Raw genomic sequence first — 24,479 nt, forward strand, 5'->3', positions numbered from 1 at the left:
GCAAACAAATGACCAATGACCAATGACCAATGACCAATGACCAATGACCAATGACAAAGGACCAATGACCAATGACCAATGACAACTTACTCAAATAATCGGAAATAAGGATAGCGTACTGGAATTCCTGGCTCTTTTTCCAAATCGAAGTTAATCACTTCCCAACAGGGATCGTCCTCTGGTTCTGGGCTAAATGCCACAGGTAAGCCATAAAGTCGCGGGCGTCCCGGTTCCGATTGTCCCCGCCAAGGGGTACTTCGTTCCAGATAGGCACTAACCAAATCTCGATAGCGACTGGCAATAATCACCCGTGTTGCCCGATAGCCTTGAGTGTACAGGCGATCAAGGGCTTCGTGAATTTCAAAGCGAATCCCATCCGGATGGGTATGCTGACGATACCATTCACCCTGCCATTGACGCCAATGACGCCCTGATTGCAAGTGGATGAGTTCTTCAGTTTTGGGGTCTGCCTCAAAAGCGCCATGCCGGGGACACAAATAGGTATCGGTCAATGTCAATGCCGGAATAGACTGCCGACAGTGAGGACATTGAATCTCTGAACCGAATATGGGGTACTGTAAGCTAGGATTAATCATCTAGGGTTGAAGGTATCGTCATTCATTCGGCGATCGCGCTATTACCTGTATTTTAAATATATTTGTGGCTTCATCAATTATAGAATACGCTCGAACACACTCATCTGTTTTATAGGCAATCGTGACTGATTCTTATCCTCAGTTTTCTGCAACTCCCTCCTATTGGTCTGCTGTTGATCAGTCTCAAGCTGCCTTTGTTGCGCCCAATGCAGTAGTTATCGGTGACGTCGCGATCGCATCGGGAGCCAGTATCTGGTATGGTGCTGTGGTGCGGGGCGATGTCGAGCGGATTGAGATTGGTGAATGCACAAATATTCAGGATGGTGCTATTTTACATGGAGATCCAGGTAAGCCCACGATTCTGGAAGACCATGTGACAATTGGACATCGGGCTGTCGTCCATTCAGCTCATATTGAACGAGGATGTTTGATTGGGATTGGTGCGATTATCTTAGACGGTGTGCGGGTAGGACATGGCAGCATTGTCGGTGCTGGGGCATTGGTAACCAAAGATGTTGCCCCTTTATCCCTGGTGGTTGGCATTCCGGCGCGAAAAGTCCGCGATATTTCGGAAACGGAGGCGGCTGAATTAATCGAACATGCGCGGCGCTACCAGAAGCTGGCATTGGTTCATGGCGGAAAAGGAACAGACTTAGGGTTTCACTCACCTGGATGAGAACACGGAGATGAGACGCTGAAAAAAACCTGTCAACTATTGACTTTTGGGGGCATAATTTGGTTAACTTATGAGGGGGTTACACCATAATCTTTGATTTGGTGTGGGAGGATATCAGGCATTAAGCGAGGTAGGTGAAACTATGGATTGGCGGTTACTCATTGTCTTGTTGCCTATCCTTTTAGCCGCAGGCTGGGCTTTGTTCAACATTGCTGGAGCGGCTATCGGTCAAATTCAGGCGTTTCTGAATAAATCCTGAGCTGTTGGATAGACACAAATACATTTTGTAGAGACGTAGCATGCTACGTCTCTACATGTCTAATATCGCTCTAATAAAAGCTTTACTTCGGCATCCAAATCGAAATCCCTCATCGCCTCCCACTCTGCTTGTCGAACTGCCAAATAAACATGAGCCAAATCCTCACCCAAGGCGTCGAGGAGTATCGAGTCTTGTCTAAGCTGTTCTATCGACTCGGCTAACGTACTCGGCAATCGCTCAATATTAGCCCCTTGGCGTTCAGCATCCGTCATCGTACCGGGATCTACAGACACAGGCGTTGCCAATTCTAAGCCTTGGCGGATACCATCAAGTCCCGCTGCAATCGTTGCCCCTAATGCTAAATAGGGATTCGCCGTAGCATCCACGGTTTTGAATTCAAAATGAGACGGACTCGGGGGTTCAGGATGGGTGGGGACACGCACAGCAGCCTCTCGATTATCCCATCCCCAACAGCGAAATGCCCCACTCCAACACTGCGGTAACAGGCGGCGATACGAATTCGTTGTGGGCGTTGTCAGTGCCATCAAAGCGGGTAGGTGGTGCAGAATTCCCGCGATAAAGTGACGCGCAATATCGGACAATTCGCCATTTTCCTCTGGATGGGGGATGAGATTTTCGCCCTCTCGCCAGAGACTCAGGTGCAGGTGACAACCGCTACCCGCTTGATTGGCAAAGATTTTCGGTAAGAATGAGGCAATGCGATAATGTTGAAGTGCGATCGCTTTAATTGTTTCCCGGAAGGCAATCTGTTGATCTGCCGCACTGAGGGCGTTGGTGTAGAGGATGGAGATTTCCTGCTGACCGGAACCGGATTCGGGATAAAATTGCTCAACTAGCATTCCCTGCTCGATTAACGCTTCCGCCATCTGATCAATGAGTCCTTGATGCAAATCCATTGCCATCGTTGAGGCAAATACGGTTTCATCCGCAGGTGCAATACCCTCAGCAGTGCGCTGCAACAAATAAAACTCATTCTCAAAGGCGGCAATAACCTCTAACCCCTGTTGGTTCGCATCCGCAACCATGCGTTTGAGAAAATGACGGGGACAGAGACTCCAAGGCACACCATTGAGCATCATATCGCCCATGACACGGGCATGACCTGGGCAATAGGGTAAAGGGTTCAGCGTACTCCAATCTGGCACGAGACGAATTTCACCCACCGGTCCAAACCCACTCCCAACCACAGGTGCATCATACATGACCGGAATGGCTTGTTGCGCCGCCGAAATACCCACACCATGGGTAAGGTATTCTGATAAGGTTTTTCGGTGGACTGCCTTGCCCCGGATAATGTTGGCATTGTCGCACCAGAGAATGCGGACAAATTGAATCCCTTGCTGGTCAAGATTTTTTAGTTGTTCTTTTTCCATTCATTTTCTGGTGAGCTAGTGACCGTTGTTTGAGCAATTGATTAATGCTGGCAACCTATCCGACACAACGCTTTCTGAATTTAGCAAAAAACGCCGGAAGCCCCACGCCGTCCTGAAAGGCGGCGCTGGGATGGATAGGCGGTTAAGAAAGAGGGTTCGACACCCTCTTTCTTAACATTTGGGTGCATCTTGTCCGCGAATGTATCGCTCAAGAACTTCGATATTCGCTCCACCCACAGACTCAATTCCATAGGAATCATTCCAGAACTCACTCTTGATATTATCGTCCTTCTTCCAGAAGAACTGAGCTAAGTATTCAGGGAACTCCTTGTTCATTTTCCTGCTTGTCACAGTTTTCAAGTTGTTGATGAATTTGGATAATTGCATTTGTGGGTAGTAAGAAAACAGCAGATGAACATGGTCATCTTCACCATTGAACTCTAGTATGGTTACGCCCCACTTCTCACACAAGCTTCGGATGCTGGTATCAAGTTGTTGTAACGCCTGTTGCATTAATACACCATCCTCGATACTTGGTACTCAGCACGCTTCTGAGCCTTTAAGTCTGAGACAGAACGAGAACTAGATCTGTAGCGTTTCTTTTTAACCATAGTGCGGTAGAATAGAAGACATGAAAACATCCTACCAGTACCGCCTTTATCCCAGTGCCAAACAGAAGCTCTCCCTCAACCAAGGATTGAGGATTTGCCGCTATTGGTACAACAGGATGCTGGGCGAACGACTGGATTGGTGGGGGCAGAACCGATGTCCAGTTAATTCCTGTCCCCTGATTTGTCACTTGCCAGAACTCAAGGAGCGTCCTAACTATTACAACCAGAAAAACCAACTCCCTTCCATTAAGAAAGATTTGGTGCTGGTCAAGTGGTCAGGGGAACTCCTAGACTTCAGCGATATCTATTCGACCATCTTGCAGGATGTCTGTAAGCGAGTTGATAAGGCATTCGAGCGGTACATCAAAGGAGACAAGAACGGGAAACGCTCGCGGTTTGCCTCGGTTCAAGAGCGAGTCTCGTTATCGCACGATGGTCTTTGATGGGGCAAAGAATGAGTGGTTGAAGTTCTGCACGGTCAACGGTCGTTGGCTCTACCTAAGGCTTCCCAAGATTGGGCTAGTCAAGGTGAGAACTCATCGCCCGATACCAGATGGTTTTAACCTCAAGCAGGTCAGTGTTACGAAGAAATCTGACGGCTGGTATGTGTCATTCATTTTAGACGACCCATCCGTTCCAGACTTTACCCCAGATAAAACAATCCCGACTTGGGACAATTCGATGGGACTAGATGCTGTCCTGAACGAAGATGTGTATATTGCCACCTCTGAAGGTGAAAGCATCCCCTCTCTTAAGCCCCTGAGGAAAAACCTCGACAAGCTAGGGAAGTTGCAGACCAAGCGAAACGCTAAAAAGAAAGGGTCTCGCCGTCGCCGTAAACTAGCCAAAAGAGAAGCAAGGTTTAGAGAGCGCATTGCTAGGAGTCGTCAAGATTTCCAGTACAAGAGAGCGCACAAATTGGTGCGAACCGGGAAGAAGGTGTTTTTCTGTGAGGACTTAAACCTCAAAGGATTGACCAAGCGTAATGCACCATTACAAGATGATGACGGGAAATACCTTCCCAACGGGCAATCCGCAAAGTCAGGACTGAACAAATCCTGGTTGGATGCTGCATTCGGACAATTCTTTTCCACGCTAAGTTACATAGCTGCAAAAGCTGGCGCTGTGGTCGTTGACAAGAATCCTGCTTATACTTCCCAAATCCTCTGCTATCGAGACGAGTTTGTATTCACAGATTGTTCGATTCGAGAGTATTGGGATGAACAGTTGCAAATCTGGGTTGATAGAGACATTAATGCTGCTATCAACCTAAAACGTGTAGGGCTGGACGTGTTCCCTACGATAAAACGCCGTAAAGGGAATCCTGTAGTAGTCTCTTCTACTACTAATAGTACCTTGAAGGAAGTTCTGACCGCCTTATTCAAGGCATCAGAAGCCCACGCTGTCCGGTGACGGCAGCGCTGGGTACGTCACCTTATCCCAGAGCGATCGCTCAATTTGTTTCTTGTGTTTCTTACTCAAAGTAGATCCACAAATTAATGTTTCTTAATATAATGAGAAGATACACGGCTGATATAAAGGAGCGATCGCGTGCTAACCCTAGACCGCCTTGGAGAAGAAACATTAAACAGAATTGCGACGTTGGCGCTGTCCAGCCAACTCGATGATGCCAGAAAACTCGATGTGCGAGTCAAAACAGACCCCTCCCTGTTAGCCAAGGGTCAGTTAGAATCCCTAACTATTTATGGTGAAGGGTTAATCATGGAACACGATATCCGTCTGCAAGAGATGGCTATCCGGCTAGAAACCATTGCGGTTGCTCCCTTCAAAGCCTTGACGGGTAATATTGTACTGACCCAACCGACGGAAGGAACAGCACAGATTGTGATTGCTCAAGCTGACCTCAACCGTGCCTTCAACTCCGATGTGTTAGGGACTCAGCTTCGCTCACTCCAGGTTCAGGTGGACGGTAAGCCACAAACTCTCAATGTCAAGCAGGTACATTGTCGCCTGTTAAAAGAAGGTCGAGTTGGTCTTGATGCTGATGTGCGGATGAGTCAAAGTAATGAAACGCAACGAGTCTCGTTTACCACGACTCCGAGAGTAAGTGATGATGGGCGCAGCGTTGTCCTAGAGAAGGTTGAATACGCTCAAGGAAAAGAACTTTCACCAGAACTCACTCAAGCCTTAGTCGCCAAGGCGGGTAAAATTTTGCACTTGAGTCACTTTGAAATACCAGGGATATCGCTACGTATGCATCATCTGGAGGTGAAAGAAAGTCAACTCACCCTGCAAGCCGTAGCGCATGTGACGCAATTTCCATCCGTATAACGCTGAAGGGATGGGTAAGAACAGTGACTTAAGGTTGGTGGGCAATGCCCACCCTACGCTCTATCAAGAGTTTCGGCGAGCCAAAAATGCCAATTTTCAGTGCCGTTAAACTTAATGTCAACAACGGCAAAATTTTTGTAATGCGTTTAGCGAAGCCATGCCGCAGGCTTGGCATCTTGCTCGCTACCCATTCCCAATTTAAATGTATGATAGCTGATCAGTGTAATTGTACGGAGAGATTTGCCAAATCCGCCTGTCAATATCCGTAATATTACGGTCTTGGGAAAGCTATGCTAAATTTATCTAAGCGGCTGAATTGCGCTTCCTGAATTTACCCCTGGAATTAGTAAAGTGAGCCAGCGAAAAGTATCAAAACCCACTTCACCTCTGCTGACCCAAGAAGCCTTGTTGAACCGGATGACCTATCGTATCCGTCAGTCTCTTGATCTGATGCATATTTTATCAGCTACTGTCGCAGAAATGCGATCATTTTTACAGACAGATCGGGTAAAAGTCTATCGCTTTGCGCCAGATGGCACAGGGGAAGTCATTGCCGAGTCAATCTATAAAAATCACCTGCCCTCACTGCTAGGATTACATTTTCCCGCGGCGGATATCCCTCCCCACGCCCGTGAACTCTTCATCAAGGCAGGTGTTCGCACGATTGTGGATGTGGCGTCTGAGCAGATGACGCTCAACTACCTGGAGAATCCTAAAACCACGGCAGACTTAACAGTACAAGAAGTGAGGGACACCGCGATCGCAGATATTTTACAGCGCCCTGTAGACCCCTGCCATGTCGAATACCTGACCAATATGGGGGTGCAGTCTACCCTAGTCGTGCCGATTCTCAATCGCCAGAACCTCTGGGGATTGCTCATCTCCCATCATGCTCAACCAAAACCCTTTTCCCTCAGCGACTTGGAAGTAGCGCAACTGGTGGCAAACCAAGTCTCTATCGCTATTGCCCAATCCACCCTCCTCAGTCAAGCAGAATCCAAAGCGCAACGGGAGATTCTGCTCAATCAAATTGCCACCCAGCTTCATAGTTCTTGGCAGGTGTCAGCCACGTTACCGAAAGTCTTAGAACAGGCGGTTGCGGCGGTTGGGGCGTCGGGGGGCAGACTGTACCTACCGTTATCGGAACCCACCCCTAGCGTCAACCTGTATACCTGTGGCACTCAACCCAGCGTTGATTTGGAAACTATGGGCTTATGGCAACAGATGAAACCAGCCTGGGAGATATGGACACAGCAGAAACAGACGGTTAAAGCGGATTTAACTTGTATGGGTGAGGCGACAACCCTCTCGCTCAAGGGTCAACCAACTATCCATCCGGTTTTTACCCTAACAGACCTCTATCAAGAACCCCTACTGGCTGGAGTCACCGACGCCTTCCAAGACACGCCCATTCGCAGTTTACTGTTGATGCCATTGGGATACGGTGAAGATTACTTAGGGGTTTTAAGCCTATTTCGAGATGAAATTGAAACCGATATCCTTTGGGCAGGACGGTTTGATCACGATGAACGCAATGACCGAGTGCGGCAATCCTTTGAGGAGTGGCGAGAAATTAAACAAGGTCAAGTCAATCCGTGGATAGAAGACGACATTCAATTAATTCAGGCTTTGGGACTGCACCTGTCCATGGCGGTGATGCAAAGTCAGCTTTATCAACGGGAAAAGCAACTGAATACAGAACTCGAAGCCCGCGTTCGCCAACGCACCGCCGCCCTTACCCAAGCCAATCAGCAACTGGAATGTGAAATTGTCGAACGCCAGCACACTGAAGCCGAACTATTGCGCCAAAATCGGCGGGTGAAATTGCTGGTGGATATGACCCAAAAGATTCGTCAGTCATTGCAAATCGAAGAGGTTCTGCAAACGACGGTGAAGGAAATCCAGACAATTCTGGAAGCCGACCGAGTGATTATTTATCAATTTGATACCAATGGTACTGGAACCGTGGTCACAGAAGCGGTGATGCCAGATTTTCCGGCTATTCTAGGACAAACCATCGCTGATCCGTGCTTTGATCATCAATACAGAGAGATATACCGCAACGGCAGAGTTGCCGCGATCGCGAATGTAGCCCAGGCAGATATTAAACCCTGTTATCGGGACTTGCTGCAACAGTTTGATGTGCAAGCCAATTTGGTGGTGCCAATTTTGCAACGGTCAGCCCTTTGGGGTCTGTTAATTGTGCATCAGTGTCAATCTGGGCGAGAGTGGACGAGTGGAGAAATTGATTTACTCCGCCAATTGGCAGATCAGGTGGGCATTGCTTTAGGTCAAGCCCAACTGCTGGAACAAGAAGTTCATCAACGCCAGGAATTAGAGCGCTCAAATGCGGAACTGGAACAGTTTGCTTATGTGGCGTCTCATGACTTGCAAGAACCCCTCCGCATGGTCGCCAGTTATACAAAACTTTTGGCACAGTTGTATCAGGGGCGCTTAGATGCAGAGGCGGATAAATTCATCAACTATGCTGTTGATGGGGCAGAACGGATGCAAACCCTGCTGAATGACTTGCTGTTGTATTCACGAGTAGATAGAAAAGGGAAAGCCTTTCGCTTAACCGATAGTAATGCGGCATTAGATTCTGCGATCGCCAATCTCCAGATGATCATCCAGGAGACGGATGCTCGGATCAATTCTAACACTTTACCATCGGTGATGGCAGATGAAACCCAACTCGTCCAGCTTTTTCAAAATCTGATGAGTAATGCGATTAAATACCGCAGTCAACAGCCTCCGGTCATTGACGTGGGAGCTAGGCTAGAAAATGGGGAATGGTGCTTCTGGGTGAAGGATAATGGGATTGGTATTGCGCCGAAACATAAAGAGCGAATTTTTATTATCTTTCAGCGCCTGCACACACGGCAGAAATATCCAGGAACCGGGATAGGATTGGCAATTTGTAAAAAGATTGTTGAACGTCACCGAGGGCGGATATGGGTGGAGTCAGAATTCGGTCAGGGCGCGACATTTTACTTGACGATTCCTGATTCAGGGGGACTGTGCCGATGAGTTATCCGTCTGGGGATAAACTGATCGAGATTTTGTTAATTGAAGATAATCCAGGGGATGTGGATTTAGCCAAAGTTGCCCTGAGAACCAGCCAAATCCCGAATCGATTACATGGGGTGGCAGATGGGGAAGCGGCGTTGGCATTTTTATCCCATGAGGAACCCTATACTGATGTTCCTCGCCCTGACCTCATTCTCTTGGATTTGAATCTGCCTTTAATGGATGGGCGGGAAGTGTTGCAACGGATTAAATCTGACCCAAAATTCCAAGCCATTCCGGTGATTATTTTTACCAGTTCCGCCTCGGAGGTCGATATTCGTCAAACCTACCAACTCCATGCCAATTGCTATTTGACTAAACCTCTGAAGCTAGAGGATTTTCTAGAGATGATTCAGTCGATTGAAGCATTTTGGTTAACTCGCGTGCAATTACCACCCAAGGGAAATTAATCTGATGCATAAGCAATTCATTACTGTTTTAATTGTGGAAGATAACCCCGGTGATGTAGACTTAATTAACGTCATCTTCGGTCAAGTCAAAACGCCCAAGTTTCAAGTGGAAGCAGCGACCGATTTAGACAGTGCGATCGCGCGTTTACACCACCAGCCCTTTGATGTAGTATTATTAGACCTTTGCTTACCTGATAGTAACGGATTAGATACCCTCAAAGACCTGCAAAACCCTCACCCAGATCTCCCGATTGTGGTGTTAACTGGATTAGCCGATGAGGACTTTGCCGTTGACATTGTTCGCCAAGGGGCGCAAGATTATTTAGTCAAGGGAGAAATTACCCCAGATCTCTTAGTTCGCTCCCTACGTTATGCGATTGAACGCCGATTGAGTGAGCAAAAATTGCGGCAAACCCAACAAGCGCTACATCAAGCCAATCAAGAATTAGAACGGCGCGTTCAAGAACAAACCCAAGCTGTAATTTTACGGGAACAGTTACTGAATGAGTTTTTTAATGCCGCTTCCAATGCCAATGTTGGACTGGCAATTCAGGATAAAACCCTGAAATTCAAGCAAATTAATCAGGCATTAGCAGAGATTAATGGATTATCAATAGATGAGTATCTGGGTAAAACAACAGAAGAGATCTTACCTCATCTTTCTCCTACCATTACCCCAATTCTACACCAGGTAATCACTACAGGAAAACCACTAATCAATCAAGAAATAACTGGAGAAACTGCCAGCAATCCGGGATTTACCCGCTATTGGTTAGCCTCTTACTTTCCCGTTTTTTCCCCAAAAAACACAGTTGATGAAATTGGCAGCTTAATTGTGGAAATTACCGCCTTAAAACAGGCACAACAGAAACTACAAGACGCCAACCGAGAACTGACCTCTTCCAATCAAGAACTTGAACAATTTGCTTATATTGCCTCCCACGACTTGCGAGAACCCTTGCGAAAAATTAAAGGCTATACCGAATTACTGGCAGAAGATTACCAAGGGCAACTGGATGAAATGGCGGATAAATATATCCATTATATTACGGATGGGGTGACTCGCCTAGAAACCCTAATTAAAGACCTATTGACTTATTCGCGAGTGGGTCGAGATAACCGGGAAATTAGAGCCACGGATCTGAATAAAGTTTTAGCCCAAACTTTGGATGATTTGAGTGTATGTATTGAGGAAAATAAAGCTAAAATTATCGCTGATCCCTTACCAACTGTTGCCGCAAATCCTCGCCAAATGGGACAATTATTTCAGAACTTAATTAGTAATGCGATCAAATTCCGTCGAGACATTCCACCCCAGATTCAGATTGGCGCTGAATCCCAGAAAGACTCCTGGTTAATTACGGTATCAGATAACGGAATTGGTATTAAACCTCAATACCAAGATAGAGTCTTTGAAATTTTCCAACGTCTTCACAGTCGCAGTAAGTACCCTGGAACTGGGATTGGTTTAGCCATTGTCCGTAAAATTGCCGAGAGTCAGGGGGGAAAGATTTGGCTAGAATCGGAATTTAATCAAGGCACAATCTTTTATTTTACGTTAAGAAAAACAGAAGTATGATAAATGATGTAGTTTGCTTCTTTTCAGGAGCAAGTATGACCAATAATCAATGACCAATAACCAATGATTCAAATTCTTTTAATCGAAGATGATCCAGGAGATGCCGATTTAACGGAAGCGGCGTTGAAAAAATCACAACTGAAATTAAATCTCACCGTCATCGATGATGGTGAAGAAGGACTAGCATATTTACGCCAAGAGGGTGACTATAATCAAGCCACCCATCCCAACTTGATTTTGCTTGACCTGAATCTGCCAGGATTGCATGGACGAGAGGTTTTGCAACAAATCAAAACCGATGAGCGGATCAACCATATCCCCGTAGTAATTCTCACCACCAGTGATGATGAAACCGAGGTGTTTAGAAGCTATAAACTCGGCGCGAATTGCTATGTTAAGAAACCCATTGGTTTGAAAGAATTTACATCCATCGTTCAATCAATCAGAGATTTTTGGTTTACCGTTGTTCATCTCCCTGATTATTGCAATTAGTTGTTTAAGCTGTTAAAGCCAGGAATTAAAATGCAAAGTATATTCGCCAAAATACTTTTAATCGAAGATGATAAAGACGATGCCTTTTTACTAAGGAGATTACTGCAAAAGGCGCAATCCATCACAGTTGACATCGAGCAAGCGGAGACTCTTGAGCAGGCAATCAACTGTCTTCAACAGCAGAGTTATGATATTATCCTGTTAGACTTGTTTTTGCCTGAAACTAAAGGACTGGATACGTTTTTTACCCTATCCTCTCACTATCCTGACATCCCCATTATTGTTTTATCGGGTTTAGCAGATCAAGACATTGCCTTAGCCGCCGTGCAAGCGGGAGCGCAAGATTATTTAGTTAAAGGACAGTTTGATAGCCATTTACTATCTCGTTCTATCCGCTATGGAATTGAGCGTCAGCACCTCAGCTTAAGACTTAAGCAACAGAATCAGGAACTCCAAGCCAAAGAAACACAACTTCGCACTATTATTAGCCAAAATGCCGATGGTATGGTGATGATTAATCCCCAAGGTATCATTGTGTTTGCCAACCCAGCCGCCGAATTGCTGTTTGGTTGTCCAACTAACGAACTGAATGCAGCCGTCTTAGGCTTTCCTTTTACCAGTCAGGAAACCACGGAACTGACGATTCAACAGCCATCAGGGGACTCGGTAATTGTGGAAATGCGATTGGTGCAAATAAACTGGAATAGTGAATCAGCCTATCTCGCTTCCCTGCGAGATATTACTCCCCGTAAACAAGCCGAGGAAAGCCTACGTCGCGCCTTAGATGCGGAAAAACAACTCAATCAACTTAAATCCCAAATTATCAGTGTAGTATCCCATGAATACCGGACACCGTTAACCGTGGTTCTTTCCAGTGCAGAAATGTTAAGCCGATATCGTCAGCGGCTAAGTGATGCCAAGCAAGAACAGCATTTAGGACGAATTAAATCAGCCGTCGAGCATTTAACCTCCTTAGTCGATGATGTCTTATTTATTAGTAAAGCCGAATTAAATAAGTTAGAGTTTAAGCCGGAACCGATTGAGATTATTCCGTTTACCCAGGAATTAGTCTCTCAATTCCAAGTGGGACAAGAGAATAACTATCAATTAGTTTTCAGCAATCAGGGGAATTGTGGGCAATTAAACGGCGATGCCAAATTATTGCGTCAAGTTCTGACGAATTTAGTATCCAATGCGATTAAGTATTCACCCGATGGCGGAAATGTTGGCGTTAACTTAACCTGTGAAGACTCGCAAATAATATTACAAGTCTCGGATTCAGGAATCGGTATTCCCCCAGAAGACCAAGTTCAATTATTTAAATCTTTTAGTCGCGCCAGTAATGTTGGTGCAATTAGCGGCACTGGATTGGGGTTATCTATTGTGAAAAAATGTGTGGAACTCCATCGGGGGGAGATTACATTGACCAGTGAGGTTGGTGTTGGTACAACGTTTACCGTGACGTTACCGAAAGGGGACATGGTGTACCATAAGCGCTAAAGCGCTTACTACAAACCTAGTCAAGATTATTCTATAGAATACTAGTTTTGATCGAAATAACGTAAACCATGTCTCGTGCTACCCCTTATCAACCCCTACTCCTGAGACTGTTGCATGGTGTCAATGCGCTGATTGCTATTTTAGCTATCATCACGTCCTACTGGGTTTATGACACCTACGATGGACGATTTGGTCAACTTTCTCTGCCCCAAATTCCGGATATTATTGGCATTCATGGCACATTTGGCAAAACTTTACTCCTCGGCGTAATGCCAGCATTTGCCTTATACAGTTTTCATCTAGGCTCTAAACGCCTGATTCAACCCGATTCGTTTCAGAAACTTAAACAACTGGGTAAACCTATCGGTTGGTACAGTCTGCATCGGATTGTGAATACGGTGATGTTATTGGCGGTTACGTTTTCCTTAGTGACTGGTAGTATGGTCAAAGAAGAATGGTTGCCCAAGGGAGAATTAAATCATATCTGGTATTATCTGCACTTAACCGGATGGGTGATATTAGTCGCATGTTTAGCGATGCACTTGTTAATCAGTGCCAAGGTGGGAGGATTGCCATTATGGGTATCTATGTTTAAGCTCAACTATCGTCCAGAGGATTCCCCTAAAAAGTGGATTCAGACAGTGCGTTCATTCGGGCGGCGCGAGGATAGATGATATAGTAAAAGGCGGAGGATCAGAGGAACAAAAGACAGAATAGCGGAGACAGAGGGCAGAAAGAAATAATAACTATTTATACGGATATAAGATGAAACAAAATCGGCTACTTCTTGTTGTAGAATTTGTGATCATTGGCGGGATTTTATTCGGTTGGGTTGCTCCTTTATTATTTCCCTCAGAGGAACTGGAACAGAGTTATAGTCCAGACTCCGCAATTCAACTTTAAGTGCAATAAACTACATATCGAATCAAGGGAAAAAGTCCGAAACATTAAACCATTGAATATCTTTTTCCGCTTGTCTATTCCTAATTTATTATTGATCATATCAACTATTCTTATTTCATCAATTAATCCAACTATAATCCCCAAATTATCTATATTTTTGACTTATATTCTATGTTTATGTAGACAAGGTTAATCTCTCTTTTAAATAGTCACAGGTAACATAGACGCGCCATGTTTGACAAACATGAAAACTTTCTCATGAAAGCCTCATGTACTCTTAACAAAGCTTAATTAAATTAAAGTTAAGTAAACGTAAAGAAAATTGAATGTAGAAATCCGAGTTTCTAGTCCTACGCCAGTCAAAGGTTTATTCAACCGCTCAGACAAAACTCAGAGTACAAGGAGAGAACGATGTCAGCACACCAGCCAAGACTCGGAGTACACAAACAAGGATCTTCCTATCTTGAGTCGCCAACCGCAAGGATTCAACCGCCTCTTCATTTACACAAACACAAACGAACCAGTGGTGCAACTGATGCGGCTCATACTGGCTGGTTTTCCCATCTAGCTCCAGCGATTGTCCAGCCGCATAGCGTGAGAACTCGGAAATTGCGGGTGGTGTTGTACTCTCATGACACGATGGGTTTGGGTCATAAACGACGCAATCTATTAATAGCTCAAACCCTTGCCCAGTCTGCTTTACCCACAGACATTCTCCTCATTAGTGGCATGAGTGAAGCAAGTAATCTGCATATCCCTGATGGTGTAGACTATGTAGCGCTTCCGGCTTTGCATAAAGGAAGCAATGGACAATATCAATCCCGTCGCTTGGATCTCTCGCTTCAGCACATTGTCAACCTCCGCGCTAATATTATCCGGGCAACGGTGGAATCATTTCAACCGGATGTCTTCATTGTCGATAATGTGCCACGGGGGGCAATTCGGGAATTGGATTTAACTCTAGAGTATTTGCATACTCAAACAGACACCCGTTGTGTTCTGGGTTTACGGGATGTCCTCGATGATCCGATAAAAGTACAGCATGAATGGCAGCAGGCGGCTAATGAGGAAATTATTCGTAGATATTATGATGCCGTGTGGATTTATGGTGATCCCAGAATCTCGGATCTGGTTGAGGATTGTCAATTTTCCCCAGATATAGCGGCTAAAGCACGGTATACTGGCTGTTTTGACCAGCGCAAACGACTGGAATTTGTGAATAATGCTGAGATTGACCCCTTAGCAACATTGAACCTCCCCTCTGGGCGGCTGGCGCTCTGTCTGGTTGGCGGTGGGCAAGATGGGGATAAGCTGGCGGAAGTCTTTGCCCAAACACCTTTACCGCCAGACACCAATGGCGTGATTTTAACCGGTCCGTTTATGCCCCTTCCAGTGCGTCAACACCTATACCAAATCGCGGCGCACCATCCCCGTTTACGAGTGCTGGAGTTTCTGGCTGAACCTACCCAACTGTTAGATCGGGCGGATTGTGTGATTACGATGGGCGGCTACAACACCACTTATGAAGTTCTTTCCTTTAACAAACCCGCGCTAATTGTACCACGAGTCAAACCACGACGGGAACAGTTAATCCGGGCTAAACGGTTACAGGATTCGGGATTAATTGATATGCTGCATCCCGATGATGTCACGCCCACCGCCTTAAGTGAATGGCTATTGCGGACAATCGGAACATCGACACATCGACGCGATCGCATCGATTTCCATGGGCTTGCACGTTTGCCTCATTTACTCGAATCTGTTGTTGATTCCCCCGCTATTTCCAGGGTTAATGTTTCGTAATTGTTGAATCGGAAACCCAATTTGTCATTCGTTATTCATTATTTGTAGGGGCGAAGCATTTGGGGGTCTATCTGATTATACTTGTCCAAAATATTATACCCAAATGCTTCGCCCAGCTCCGGTGATGTCGTTGATGGATAAAACCGATCAAATCGGGGCGGGTTTAGTTCAGTTAGTGGTTTGAGCCGGAGCGTTATCGGTAAAACCCGCCCCTACACAATGAAAATTTTGCTAATCCCCAATTGAAATGATGCTTTTAAAACAATTAAACCGCGTTGGTTATGTCCTCAAGCGTTATCCACGCTACTCAGAAACATTCGTCGTCAATGAAATTTTAGCCCATGAAGCTGCTGGATTAGAAATAGAAATATTTGCCCTACGCCCTCCGGCTGAGACTCATTTTCAAAATATTATTTCTCAAGTCCGCGCTCCCGTTTACTATATCCGTAAACCCATCCAAGGGCGAGCGAGCGATTCTCTCAATAGCCTTAACCCAACAGCCGCTAGCTTCTTCTGGGCAGAACTTCAGGAAGCCAGTAAAGTTATCCCCAATTTTTGGACAAAATTAGAGTTTGCTCAAGGGGAAAAAGCCAGTACCGTTTATCAAGCCGCTTGGTTAGCACGAGAGGTTCGGTTAAAAAACATTAGTCATTTACATGCTCACTTTGGTACAGTGGCAACCAGTGTCGCTCGTCTAGCTGCCCACTTTGCCGGAATAACCTATACCTTCACCGCTCATGCTAAGGATATTTTCCATGAAAGTGTTGAATCAGAAGATATGAAACGGAAGCTACAAGATGCGGCAAGTGTGATTACTGTTAGTGACTATAATCTTAAATATTTACAACAGACATACAGTACAGCCGCCGCCCATATCCAACGCATTTATAATGGCTTAGATTTAAACCAGTTGGTGTATAAATCTCCCCAAGAACGCCCACCCACCATTCTTTCAGTCAGTCGATTAGTCGAGAAAAAAGGCGTTTCGGTTTTAATCGATGCTTGTGCCATTCTTGCCCATCGCGGCTGTTCATTTCATTGTCAAATTATTGGCTCAGGTCCATTGGAAGCGACGCTGCAAGAGCAAATTCAACGTCTCGGTTTACAATCAACTGTTGAAATTATCGGTTCACGTCCTCAAAATGAAGTCTTTGAGCATATCCAGAATGCGGCTGTATTTGCGGCGTCTTATATTATTGGCAGTGATGGAAATCGTGAGGGTTTACCGACAGTTTTACTAGAAGCGATGGCGCTGGGTACGCCTTGTGTGGCTACAGATGTAACCGGAATTCCAGAAGTTGTGCGTAATGAAGAGACGGGATTGATGGTGGCTCAACATGATTCTCAGGCTTTAGCAAATGCGCTGGAACGCTTACTGATTAATCCCAGTTTACGGGTTAAATTGGCAACTAAAGCGCGGCAATTGATTGAGTCAGAGTTTGATATTTATCGTAATACTGCTGCCTTGCGAACTATTTTCAATCAAGTCGTTAATCAAGACAAGTTAAATTCTTCTCCGGTAGTTTATAATCACGTCTCGCACCAGTTTGACCAACAGGATAATGTTAGTTTGGCACAAAATGTCTAAGTAGAAGTAGGTTGACCCCTTGCGATAGCGAAACCCAAGAGGATCTCTTGTTATTTGTCAAATAACCCTTTTATTCCAGACTTGAGACGGGGCGGGTTTAGTGACATTAGGGTCAAGAATAAAATTAAGTAATGAAACCCGCCCCTACAGACTTATTTATTTTATCCCTGATACAGGAATGGTTTAGTGACATTAAGGTCAAGAATAAAATTAAGTGGTGAAACCCGCCCCTACAGACCCATTTATTTTATCCCTGATACAGGGCGGGTTTAGTGACATTAGGGTTAAGAATAAGGTTAAGTGGTGAAACCCGCCCCTACAATGTCCTTTTTATCGTTTGTTGAGGATATAAATTATGCGAATTGCTTACGTTTGTGCTGATCCAGGTATTCCGGTTTTTGGTCAAAAAGGTTGCTCGATTCATGTTCAAGAGGTGATTCGCGCTTGGCTAAAACTAGGGATACAGGTTGAGTTATTTGCCACCAGAATCGGTGGTGAGCCGCCACCAGGTTTAGAAACTATTATTGTTCATCGTTTACCGTCTATTCCCAAAGGTGAAATAGCTGCCCGTGAACAAGCTACCCTATCTGCTAACCTTGATCTGCGTATGGCACTTGAAAATAACGGTATTTTTGACTTAGTTTATGAGCGTTACTCTCTCTGGAGTTTTACCGGGATGGAGTATGCCCAATCTAGGGGAATACCAGGACTTTTAGAAGTCAATGCTCCCTTGATTCAAGAACAGGCAAACCATCGGGGATTAGTCAATCGTGCTAATGCTGAACAAGTAGCACAGCGCGTGTTTAGTAAGGCGAGTACAATTATTGCCGTGTCTGAAGAAATTAAGACTTATATACAAGCATATCCCGGCGTGAATCAACGAGTGCATGTGATTGCCAATGGGGTTAACCCAGAGCGTTTTTTCCGTGATATTAAATCGCCGTTATCGATTCATCCAGAACCATTCACTGTGGGATTTGTTGGCACACTCAAGCCTTGGCATGGATTATCAATTTTAGTCGAAGCCTTTGACACCCTGCATCAAAAGTATAGGAATACGCGACTATTGATTGTTGGGGATGGACCCGAACGGGAAAATTTAGTCACAGAATTGTCAGCACGAGGATTATTAGAGGCAACTCATTTTACTGGTGCTGTTACTCCTGATAAAATTCCGGAACTTCTGGCAAAAATGACCGTTGCCGTTGCCCCTTATCCGCACCAATCTGACTTCTATTTTTCACCGTTAAAAGTCTATGAATATATGGCAGCCGGATTACCAGTGGTGGCGAGTCGCATTGGACAATTGAGAGAATTAATTGAGGATGAAGTGAATGGTTTATTATGTCCTCCAGGTAACGCCGTAGCGTTAGCCGCAACCTTGGAGCGCCTCTACCATAATCCTGAATTAGGCAAACAGCTAGGAAAAGCCGCCAGACAGACGATACAGCACCATCATACCTGGGATGCGATCGCGAAACGTCTGCTGGAAATTGGGGACATGGGGAAGAGGATTACCAATGAACCATCAACAATGAACCATGAACCATTAACAATGAACCATGACCAAAACTCGTCAGCAACGTCGGCGTGAGGGTGCTGTCGCCGCAACTCTAGCCGAATCAATTAGTGCGATTAAATTAGTGCAAGCCCTTTCCCTGCAAGACGCCTTCGCCAATGTCTTCTCCCAAGCCAATCACCGCAGTCTCAAGGAAAGCGTGAAAACTCAACGCTTATCCGCTAGCTTGGAACGCACTGTCGATGTAATCATTGCCATTGGTACAGCCATTGTTTTGTGGTACGGTGCCAGGTTAGCATTACAAGATCATCTCACCCCTGGAGATGTTCTAGTTTTCTTAACCTATCTCAAACAAGCCTTTAAACCAATACAAAACTTCGCCAAATATACCGGGCGACTATCAAAAGCGGTAACCTCTGGGGAGCGTGTTTTAGACATTTTAGATAAAACACCAGAGATTAGCGATTCCCCATTGGCAATTGCAGCGCCTCCATTTCAAGGATATGTCCGATTTGATTGCGTCAGCTTTGCTTATCAAACCGATAATCCCTTACTCAAAGGGATTGAATTAGACGTAAAACCGGGACAACAAGTGGCTCTGGTGGGAACCTCCGGGAGTGGTAAATCGACACCGCCCTAGAAAGCGTAGCCAAAAACCGCACCACCTTTCTCATCACCCATGACTTAAACCTTACTTAAATCAACCAACAGAAGCATCAATCTAAAATCGTCAATTCCATGACTATTCCCGTAATCGATCCATTTAACATCACCACCGATCCAAACCTGTCATTCCTTACCGCAGCCCTTAACCCAATCACCGTCCAGCAAGAACTTGCCAAAAACCTACCACAACCCCTTCAAAAAAGCAACCTTTGTGCCATTCGCGTCATTCGCCACAAACCCGGACGTCGCTGCTTAATAGAATATGATCTAACAAATCCTAATCATTCCACCTTTCCCATCACCCTCCTCGGTAAAGTACGGGCAAAAGGCACAGACATTAAAAGCTATCAACTCAACCAAGCCCTTTGGCATAGAGGATTTATAGACAATAGTAACGATGGCATTAGTATACCCGAACCCATCGGAGTAATTCCCAAATTTCAGATGTGGCTTCAGCGCAAAGTACCCGGAGTAACCGCCACCAACTTACTTCCCCAAGCTAATGGAATTCTCTTAGCTAAACGCATTGCAGAAGCCATCTATAAATTACATCAAGCCAACATTCCGCCCCAGCGTCGCCACACAATGGCAGATGAACTGCGAATTTTGCACGAACGTCTCCCCCTAGTAGCTCAACTCAAACCCCAGTGGGAAACCCGTTTGGAGAAAGTTTTAGCTGGGTGCGATCGCGTGGCGGCGATGACCCCAGAACCGCAATGTTTAGGGATTCATCGCGACTTTTATCCTGACCAAATTCTTGTCGATGACACTCGCCTTTATTTACTAGATTTGGATTTATATTGTCAAGGCAATCCTGGCTTAGATATTGGGAACTTTATTGGACATATCACTGAGCAAAGTTTGCGGACATTGGGGAATCCACAGGCATTAGTGGCTCGAGAAAATGCTTTAGCCGAGAGATTTATTCAGCTTGCAGGTGAAGCCCTTCGTCCGGCGATTCAGTCTTATACAACCTTAACCTTAGTGCGACATATTTACATCAGCACTCAGTTTCCGGAAAGGTGTCAATTTACCGAATCTTTATTAGAACTGTGCGAACAACGTCTGGCGAAACATTCTAATTTTTTCCGAATGTAGGGGCAGTTTTTATAGATAGTATTAACCAGCTAAAACTGTGGAATAGATTTTACGATTAAATCCGGCGCACGTCAATGGGCGCACGTCAGTGCGCCCCTACAGTTTCTGGATGGAATGCTGCTCTAAATTAAGTGCGTCACCTCAGTAGAAAATTAACCAACACTAGCTAAGTTTTAATTAGGCGATTTAATCCCCACCGTCAATCCTCTATTTAGCGGGAGTGGAGATGGTTCCATTTCTACCTTTGGGCGAGAGAATCCCATCCGCCGTCAAGGAGAAGGGGCAAGAATTGGCATTTCTCAAGACTTAGGTGAGTCTGTTAATCTAGCCTTGGGGTATGTTGCGATCGATGCGAATGAAGCTGATAATGGGATTTTGGGCAATGATACTTATGCTGCGATCGCGCAATTAACTTGGCAACCTAGTGACGTCGCGTCTTTAAGTTTCACCTATGCCCGTTCCTCGAATAGTTTTAATACGGGAACAGGTAGCGAATTAACCAGTGATACGTTTAATCGCGAGGCTGAAGACGTAATTTAAGACTGTGGCGATTACTCTATAAAATTTTAACGATTGATAGGTTTATAGACCCGATCGGGTGTATGATCGGAATTAATTTCAATCACTAAATCCACCCAATCCGGATTGTGAATTAATGGTGTAATAAATAATTCTGGATGCAATGCCTTCCAAAAATACTTGACAAAATCATGAATTTGTGAATCATTCATCCCCAATTTACCCGTCGCCATCATTTCCGCCTCCGCCTGACTCCGCCACTGCAAACTTAGGCGATAATCAATGGGATAAACTACGATTAAACGATCTAAGCGTTCCCATAAGGGTAAATAGGCTTTAAGTTGTTCATTCATATCCCGTGCAAAAGCGCGATCGCTCTCTGTTTCAATAGGTGCTGGAGTCGCCCCCGAAAACACAGTCGCCACCACGGGACGCACACCGACAAACCAGCCTTCAAATAACACAATATCCGTATTTTGTACAGGTTCAAAATCCGTGCGATCGCCTGCACCTTCCCAAGCGGATTTATCAAAGCGGGGGATGAGAATAGAGTCAGAGGAATTCTGCGATCGCAACTCATCTAATACCTGCACCCCCAACTCCACATCATGGGTTCCCGGTGGACCCCGCCAAATCAGACGCGGATCGTGTTCTCGCAGGCGCTGTCGTTCTTGATAGGTTTTATAAAGGTCATCAATGGAAAGGCTAAGAGTACGATATCCTAACTGGGCTAAAATTAATTTTAATACCACCGCCAATGTGGTTTTTCCTGTTCCCTGTCCGCCTAATATTCCTTGAATCAGTGGACACCCTAACTGTTTTCTATAGTCCGCCAATTGTATCGCCAGCGGAATCCATAATCGCCACAAAGATAGGATAATATTAGTTTGAATCGACTCTGAATTTTCTGGATTATCCTTGATTTTTGGGGCAAAATAGGGCAGAGTGAGAACATCAGAATAAACGGATTCAAAAAGACGCGATCGCGCCTGTAGTTTTTCCGCTACGTTATCTGGCGTAATTCCAAAGGCTTTAGCCCGTTCCGGCGGTATTAATTCCGCTGCGACTAATTTTTGCCAAGCCGATGAATTTGGTGGTTTTCCGGCTAGCCATTGGTTAAGAATATCACCGAGGGAGGGAGATGGGGAAACAGGATGAGTCATAAGTCTTAGTCTAGGGGCGGGTTTAGGAACAATTACAATTGTAGGGGCGGGTTTAGGAACTCAATTCGCTTGTCACCGACAACCTATCAACAAAACCCGCCCTTCCTCACCTATAGCGTATCAACAAATCCAACTTTTATTATCAGTCATTATATATAAACTGTCATGCATTTAAATTGGGTATTAGTAGCGAGCAAGATGCAAACCGGCGGCATGGCTTCGCTAAACGCTCTACGGCAAGGATTTCACCATTATTGACATTAAGGTTTAAATGCCGAACCGCTCATCTGACCTAAGCGTTTCAAAATACTCAAAACATTATATAACTCATTGCCACGATTACGAATATCAAAAATATCAGACGTTGCATACTGTGGGGGTTCACCTTTAACCAGCTTAATAAACATAAAGCTACCGCCGGAAGTGATCATCCCAAAAACAGGTTTTTTCGGGTGAGGAGTTGCTAGCATATAGGCAAGAAGTTGGTCGAGTCCCGCTTCTACTGAATAAGCGACCTGTTTGGATTCAATTACACTCACCCAAAATTGCTCATTCAGAAGCAAAACATTTATTCGTCCTTTAATAACTGCCCCTACGCAGAATTAATAATTATATCTGACCTGATAATCCAACGAAGGAAAAATGACAAATGACAAATGACTATGATCCCAGTTTAAACGCTTCCAAAAACATGCTATAAACCAAACCAATTTTTAGCGCATTCACTGTTTCAAGGAACCATGAGAATCGAGACGCTCTGCTCACAGAAGGCAAACGCTGGCGGTTTCTACCATAAACAATCCGGCTCACTGTTTCCGTGAAAATAATTAAAATCCCAGCCGCAATCACATCCCAATCAGCGGTTTGTCCGGCTGTCGTTGAGATAGCACTACCGAGGAAAATGCCTGACAGTAAACCCAGCAAAATTATGGACAGGCGTCGCCAGGGATTGGTAAACCACTGGGCTAACCTTGCCAAGATCACATCGACGAGAGTATTAAGACGAGTATTTTGCATCGATCAACCAGAAAGCAACCACACACAGACCTTAACCACTTAACCTTTTGTGCAAAATAACACGGTTTCGGTCAAGCTTGTTTCAATGAGAGTAGGGGCTGGCAATTCATTTTGTTAGCACCCCCCACAGACGCAGTGGTGCAGAGTCAATCCCCTCAAAACGAATGAAACGACTAAACTATATGCTATATCCAGTATTTATCATCGTACTCCTCTTAGGTATGGCTGGACTAGGACTGGGATTATTTGAGTTCAAGGTTTGGATAGAACCCCAATCATCGGATACAGCATCATTACCCTCTGTGAGCAAATCACCAGAGGTTCCTGAGGTGGAAACAGCTCAACCCTTATCACCAGCCCTATCACCACTCTCCTCACCGTTACCGCCGCCAGAGGCTTCACCCTCTCCCCCCCTTGATCCCGTTGCACTAGCGGCGCAAAAAGGAGGATTGCGAGTTAGTAATTCCACAGAACATCCGGTGCGGGTGGCGCTGCTAGAACGTCAAACGGATTCAAAGGCTAACGCCAAACCCGCCCACTGGGATTTTTCCCCTATGGAAGGAGGAAGCCAAGGGCTGATTCTTTCTCTTCCCCAAGATGATCTGATTCTGGAAAACGGAGATATTGTTGTGGCATTCGCCCAAGATGGCTCTCGTTTATATTGGGGACCTTATGTGATTGGGGAGACGCCTGTACCCGTCTGGAATAAAAAGACAGGCGAATGGGAGTTAGTCTTACAACCGTATTAGGTTTTGTACCAGACGTTGCATACAACGTCTCTACACGGTTGGATCAGGAACTTGACGGGGTTGTCCCAGTCAGGGAAGGGGTATATTGCGATCGCGACTCCAGCTAAATTAAGTTGGAGACGTTGAGAGTTAATGTTGCCCTTTCGTGACAAAGTAGTGGAAGTTGAATCTAAGGATAGGATCGCTCAACCAGTGACAAAGTGGTGGAATGTTTGGGAAAAGCATCCAACTCGTTTGTGGATGTACTCGGTTTTAGGGTTAGCGGCGATTTGCTGGGTGGCGTTTTTATGGCACTTAGGCAGTACGGGTTTAGTTGATGAAACTGAACCGTTATTCGCGGAAGCCGCCCGCCAGATGACGGTGACAGGAGACTGGATTACGCCGTATTTTAATGGGGAGACTCGGTTTGATAAACCGCCCTTAGTCTACTGGTTAATGGCGATCGGCTATCACCTGATTGGCGTGAATGAATGGGCGGTGCGACTTCCCTCAGCGATGAGTGCGATCGCGCTAACGGTTTTGGGCTTTTATACGCTACGCTATTTTGGGATTTCTCGTCCCCGTACTCTGGTTGAT

Annotated in this window: 22 protein-coding genes and 4 pseudogenes; 19 read left to right on the forward strand and 7 right to left on the reverse strand. The window is 45.4% G+C overall.

The genetic code is table 11. The features are described from left to right. Positions 1-86: 86 nt before the first annotated feature. Positions 87-596, reverse strand: a complete 510-nt coding sequence (locus tag ACLFWI_RS06775; RefSeq protein WP_006106563.1) for a TIGR02652 family protein — start codon at positions 594-596, stop codon at positions 87-89. A 121-nt stretch (positions 597-717) separates the two neighbouring features. Between ACLFWI_RS06775 and ACLFWI_RS06780 the strand changes: the two genes are divergently transcribed. Beyond that, positions 718-1,272, forward strand: coding sequence for a gamma carbonic anhydrase family protein (locus ACLFWI_RS06780; RefSeq protein ID WP_446412291.1), 555 nt, complete (start codon positions 718-720; stop codon positions 1,270-1,272). A gap of 142 nt (positions 1,273-1,414) precedes the next feature. Continuing rightward, the gene (locus tag ACLFWI_RS06785; protein WP_446410805.1) at positions 1,415-1,531 is read left to right on the forward strand and encodes a photosystem II protein Y; all 117 of its coding nucleotides are present in this window, start codon (positions 1,415-1,417) and stop codon (positions 1,529-1,531) included. Between the two features lie 59 nt (positions 1,532-1,590). Here ACLFWI_RS06785 and ACLFWI_RS06790 read toward each other — a convergent pair whose 3' ends face one another. After that, entirely contained in the window at positions 1,591-2,925 is a 1,335-nt protein-coding gene (locus ACLFWI_RS06790; protein WP_446412292.1) for a glutamine synthetase family protein, read from the reverse strand. 171 nt (positions 2,926-3,096) lie between these two features. Next, positions 3,097-3,536: pseudogene (gene tnpA / locus ACLFWI_RS06795) on the reverse strand (IS200/IS605 family transposase). Positions 3,537-3,556: 20 nt separating this feature from the next. Between tnpA and ACLFWI_RS06800 the strand changes: the two are divergent. The 9 genes and pseudogenes from ACLFWI_RS06800 (at position 3,557) to ACLFWI_RS06840 (ending at position 13,781) form a co-directional block, all read left to right on the forward strand. Further along, a pseudogene (locus ACLFWI_RS06800) lies at positions 3,557-4,949 on the forward strand (RNA-guided endonuclease InsQ/TnpB family protein). A gap of 138 nt (positions 4,950-5,087) precedes the next feature. Continuing rightward, the gene (locus tag ACLFWI_RS06805) at positions 5,088-5,828 is read left to right on the forward strand and encodes an LmeA family phospholipid-binding protein (RefSeq protein ID WP_446412293.1); all 741 of its coding nucleotides are present in this window, start codon (positions 5,088-5,090) and stop codon (positions 5,826-5,828) included. A gap of 351 nt (positions 5,829-6,179) precedes the next feature. Beyond that, positions 6,180-8,858, forward strand: a complete 2,679-nt coding sequence (locus ACLFWI_RS06810; RefSeq protein ID WP_446412294.1) for a GAF domain-containing protein — start codon at positions 6,180-6,182, stop codon at positions 8,856-8,858. Then, the gene (locus ACLFWI_RS06815; RefSeq protein WP_446412295.1) at positions 8,855-9,307 is read left to right on the forward strand and encodes a response regulator; all 453 of its coding nucleotides are present in this window, start codon (positions 8,855-8,857) and stop codon (positions 9,305-9,307) included. The genes ACLFWI_RS06810 and ACLFWI_RS06815 overlap by 4 nt, the downstream gene beginning before the upstream one ends. Positions 9,308-9,311: 4 nt before the next feature. Further along, positions 9,312-10,886, forward strand: a complete 1,575-nt coding sequence (locus ACLFWI_RS06820; RefSeq protein WP_446412296.1) for a sensor histidine kinase — start codon at positions 9,312-9,314, stop codon at positions 10,884-10,886. A gap of 63 nt (positions 10,887-10,949) precedes the next feature. Next, on the forward strand, positions 10,950-11,378 hold the full coding sequence (locus ACLFWI_RS06825) for a response regulator (protein WP_446412297.1): 429 nt from the start codon (positions 10,950-10,952) through the stop codon (positions 11,376-11,378). Between the two features lie 30 nt (positions 11,379-11,408). Then, positions 11,409-12,878: an ATP-binding protein gene (locus tag ACLFWI_RS06830; protein WP_446412298.1), complete on the forward strand. Its 1,470-nt coding sequence runs from the start codon at positions 11,409-11,411 to the stop codon at positions 12,876-12,878. Positions 12,879-12,946: 68 nt separating this feature from the next. After that, entirely contained in the window at positions 12,947-13,552 is a 606-nt protein-coding gene (locus tag ACLFWI_RS06835) for a cytochrome b/b6 domain-containing protein (protein WP_446412299.1), read from the forward strand. 91 nt (positions 13,553-13,643) lie between these two features. Then, the gene (locus ACLFWI_RS06840; protein WP_446412300.1) at positions 13,644-13,781 is read left to right on the forward strand and encodes a hypothetical protein; all 138 of its coding nucleotides are present in this window, start codon (positions 13,644-13,646) and stop codon (positions 13,779-13,781) included. On the opposite strand, the gene ACLFWI_RS06845 is transcribed toward ACLFWI_RS06840, so the two are convergent. Then, on the reverse strand, positions 13,731-13,934 hold the full coding sequence (locus ACLFWI_RS06845; RefSeq protein WP_446412308.1) for a hypothetical protein: 204 nt from the start codon (positions 13,932-13,934) through the stop codon (positions 13,731-13,733). The two genes, ACLFWI_RS06840 and ACLFWI_RS06845, sit on opposite strands and share 51 nt — an antisense overlap. A 258-nt stretch (positions 13,935-14,192) precedes the next feature. On the opposite strand from ACLFWI_RS06845, the gene ACLFWI_RS06850 reads away from it, so the two are divergent. The 6 genes and pseudogenes from ACLFWI_RS06850 (at position 14,193) to ACLFWI_RS06875 (ending at position 20,995) form a co-directional block, all read left to right on the forward strand. Continuing rightward, a complete protein-coding gene (locus ACLFWI_RS06850; RefSeq protein WP_446412301.1) occupies positions 14,193-15,584 on the forward strand; it encodes a glycosyltransferase family protein in 1,392 nt (463 codons plus the stop codon). Between the two features lie 250 nt (positions 15,585-15,834). After that, on the forward strand, positions 15,835-17,172 hold the full coding sequence (locus ACLFWI_RS06855; protein WP_446412309.1) for a glycosyltransferase: 1,338 nt from the start codon (positions 15,835-15,837) through the stop codon (positions 17,170-17,172). Positions 17,173-17,527: 355 nt separating this feature from the next. Next, entirely contained in the window at positions 17,528-18,766 is a 1,239-nt protein-coding gene (locus tag ACLFWI_RS06860) for a glycosyltransferase family 4 protein (protein ID WP_446412302.1), read from the forward strand. Next, a pseudogene (locus ACLFWI_RS06865) lies at positions 18,750-19,322 on the forward strand (ABC transporter transmembrane domain-containing protein); the annotation flags it as partial. The gene ACLFWI_RS06860 and the pseudogene ACLFWI_RS06865, both read left to right, overlap by 17 nt. 107 nt (positions 19,323-19,429) lie before the next feature. Then, on the forward strand, positions 19,430-20,455 hold the full coding sequence (locus ACLFWI_RS06870; RefSeq protein ID WP_446412303.1) for a phosphotransferase: 1,026 nt from the start codon (positions 19,430-19,432) through the stop codon (positions 20,453-20,455). A gap of 330 nt (positions 20,456-20,785) precedes the next feature. Beyond that, complete coding sequence (locus ACLFWI_RS06875) at positions 20,786-20,995, forward strand: hypothetical protein (protein ID WP_446412304.1); 210 nt, start codon at positions 20,786-20,788, stop codon at positions 20,993-20,995. Positions 20,996-21,021: 26 nt separating this feature from the next. Here ACLFWI_RS06875 and ACLFWI_RS06880 read toward each other — a convergent pair whose 3' ends face one another. From ACLFWI_RS06880 to ACLFWI_RS06890, 3 genes and pseudogenes are all read right to left on the reverse strand, one after another. Next, positions 21,022-22,137 carry a glycerate kinase gene (locus ACLFWI_RS06880; protein WP_446412305.1) on the reverse strand — a complete coding sequence of 372 codons (1,116 nt, stop codon included), beginning with the start codon at positions 22,135-22,137 and terminating at the stop codon, positions 21,022-21,024. A gap of 260 nt (positions 22,138-22,397) precedes the next feature. Further along, a pseudogene (locus tag ACLFWI_RS06885) lies at positions 22,398-22,724 on the reverse strand (restriction endonuclease subunit R); the annotation flags it as partial. Positions 22,725-22,797: 73 nt separating this feature from the next. Beyond that, a complete protein-coding gene (locus tag ACLFWI_RS06890) occupies positions 22,798-23,154 on the reverse strand; it encodes a DUF565 domain-containing protein (protein ID WP_446412306.1) in 357 nt (118 codons plus the stop codon). 164 nt (positions 23,155-23,318) lie between these two features. Between ACLFWI_RS06890 and ACLFWI_RS06895 the strand changes: the two genes are divergently transcribed. Both ACLFWI_RS06895 and ACLFWI_RS06900 read left to right on the forward strand, forming a co-directional pair. Further along, positions 23,319-23,903 carry a hypothetical protein gene (locus tag ACLFWI_RS06895; RefSeq protein ID WP_446412307.1) on the forward strand — a complete coding sequence of 195 codons (585 nt, stop codon included), beginning with the start codon at positions 23,319-23,321 and terminating at the stop codon, positions 23,901-23,903. A 240-nt stretch (positions 23,904-24,143) separates the two neighbouring features. Further along, positions 24,144-24,479, forward strand: a 336-nt coding sequence (locus ACLFWI_RS06900; protein WP_446412310.1) for an ArnT family glycosyltransferase, incomplete at its 3' end; no start/stop codon positions are given.

Source organism: Coleofasciculus sp., assembly GCF_046539235.1.
In the GTDB taxonomy this organism is placed as follows: domain Bacteria; phylum Cyanobacteriota; class Cyanobacteriia; order Cyanobacteriales; family Coleofasciculaceae; genus Coleofasciculus.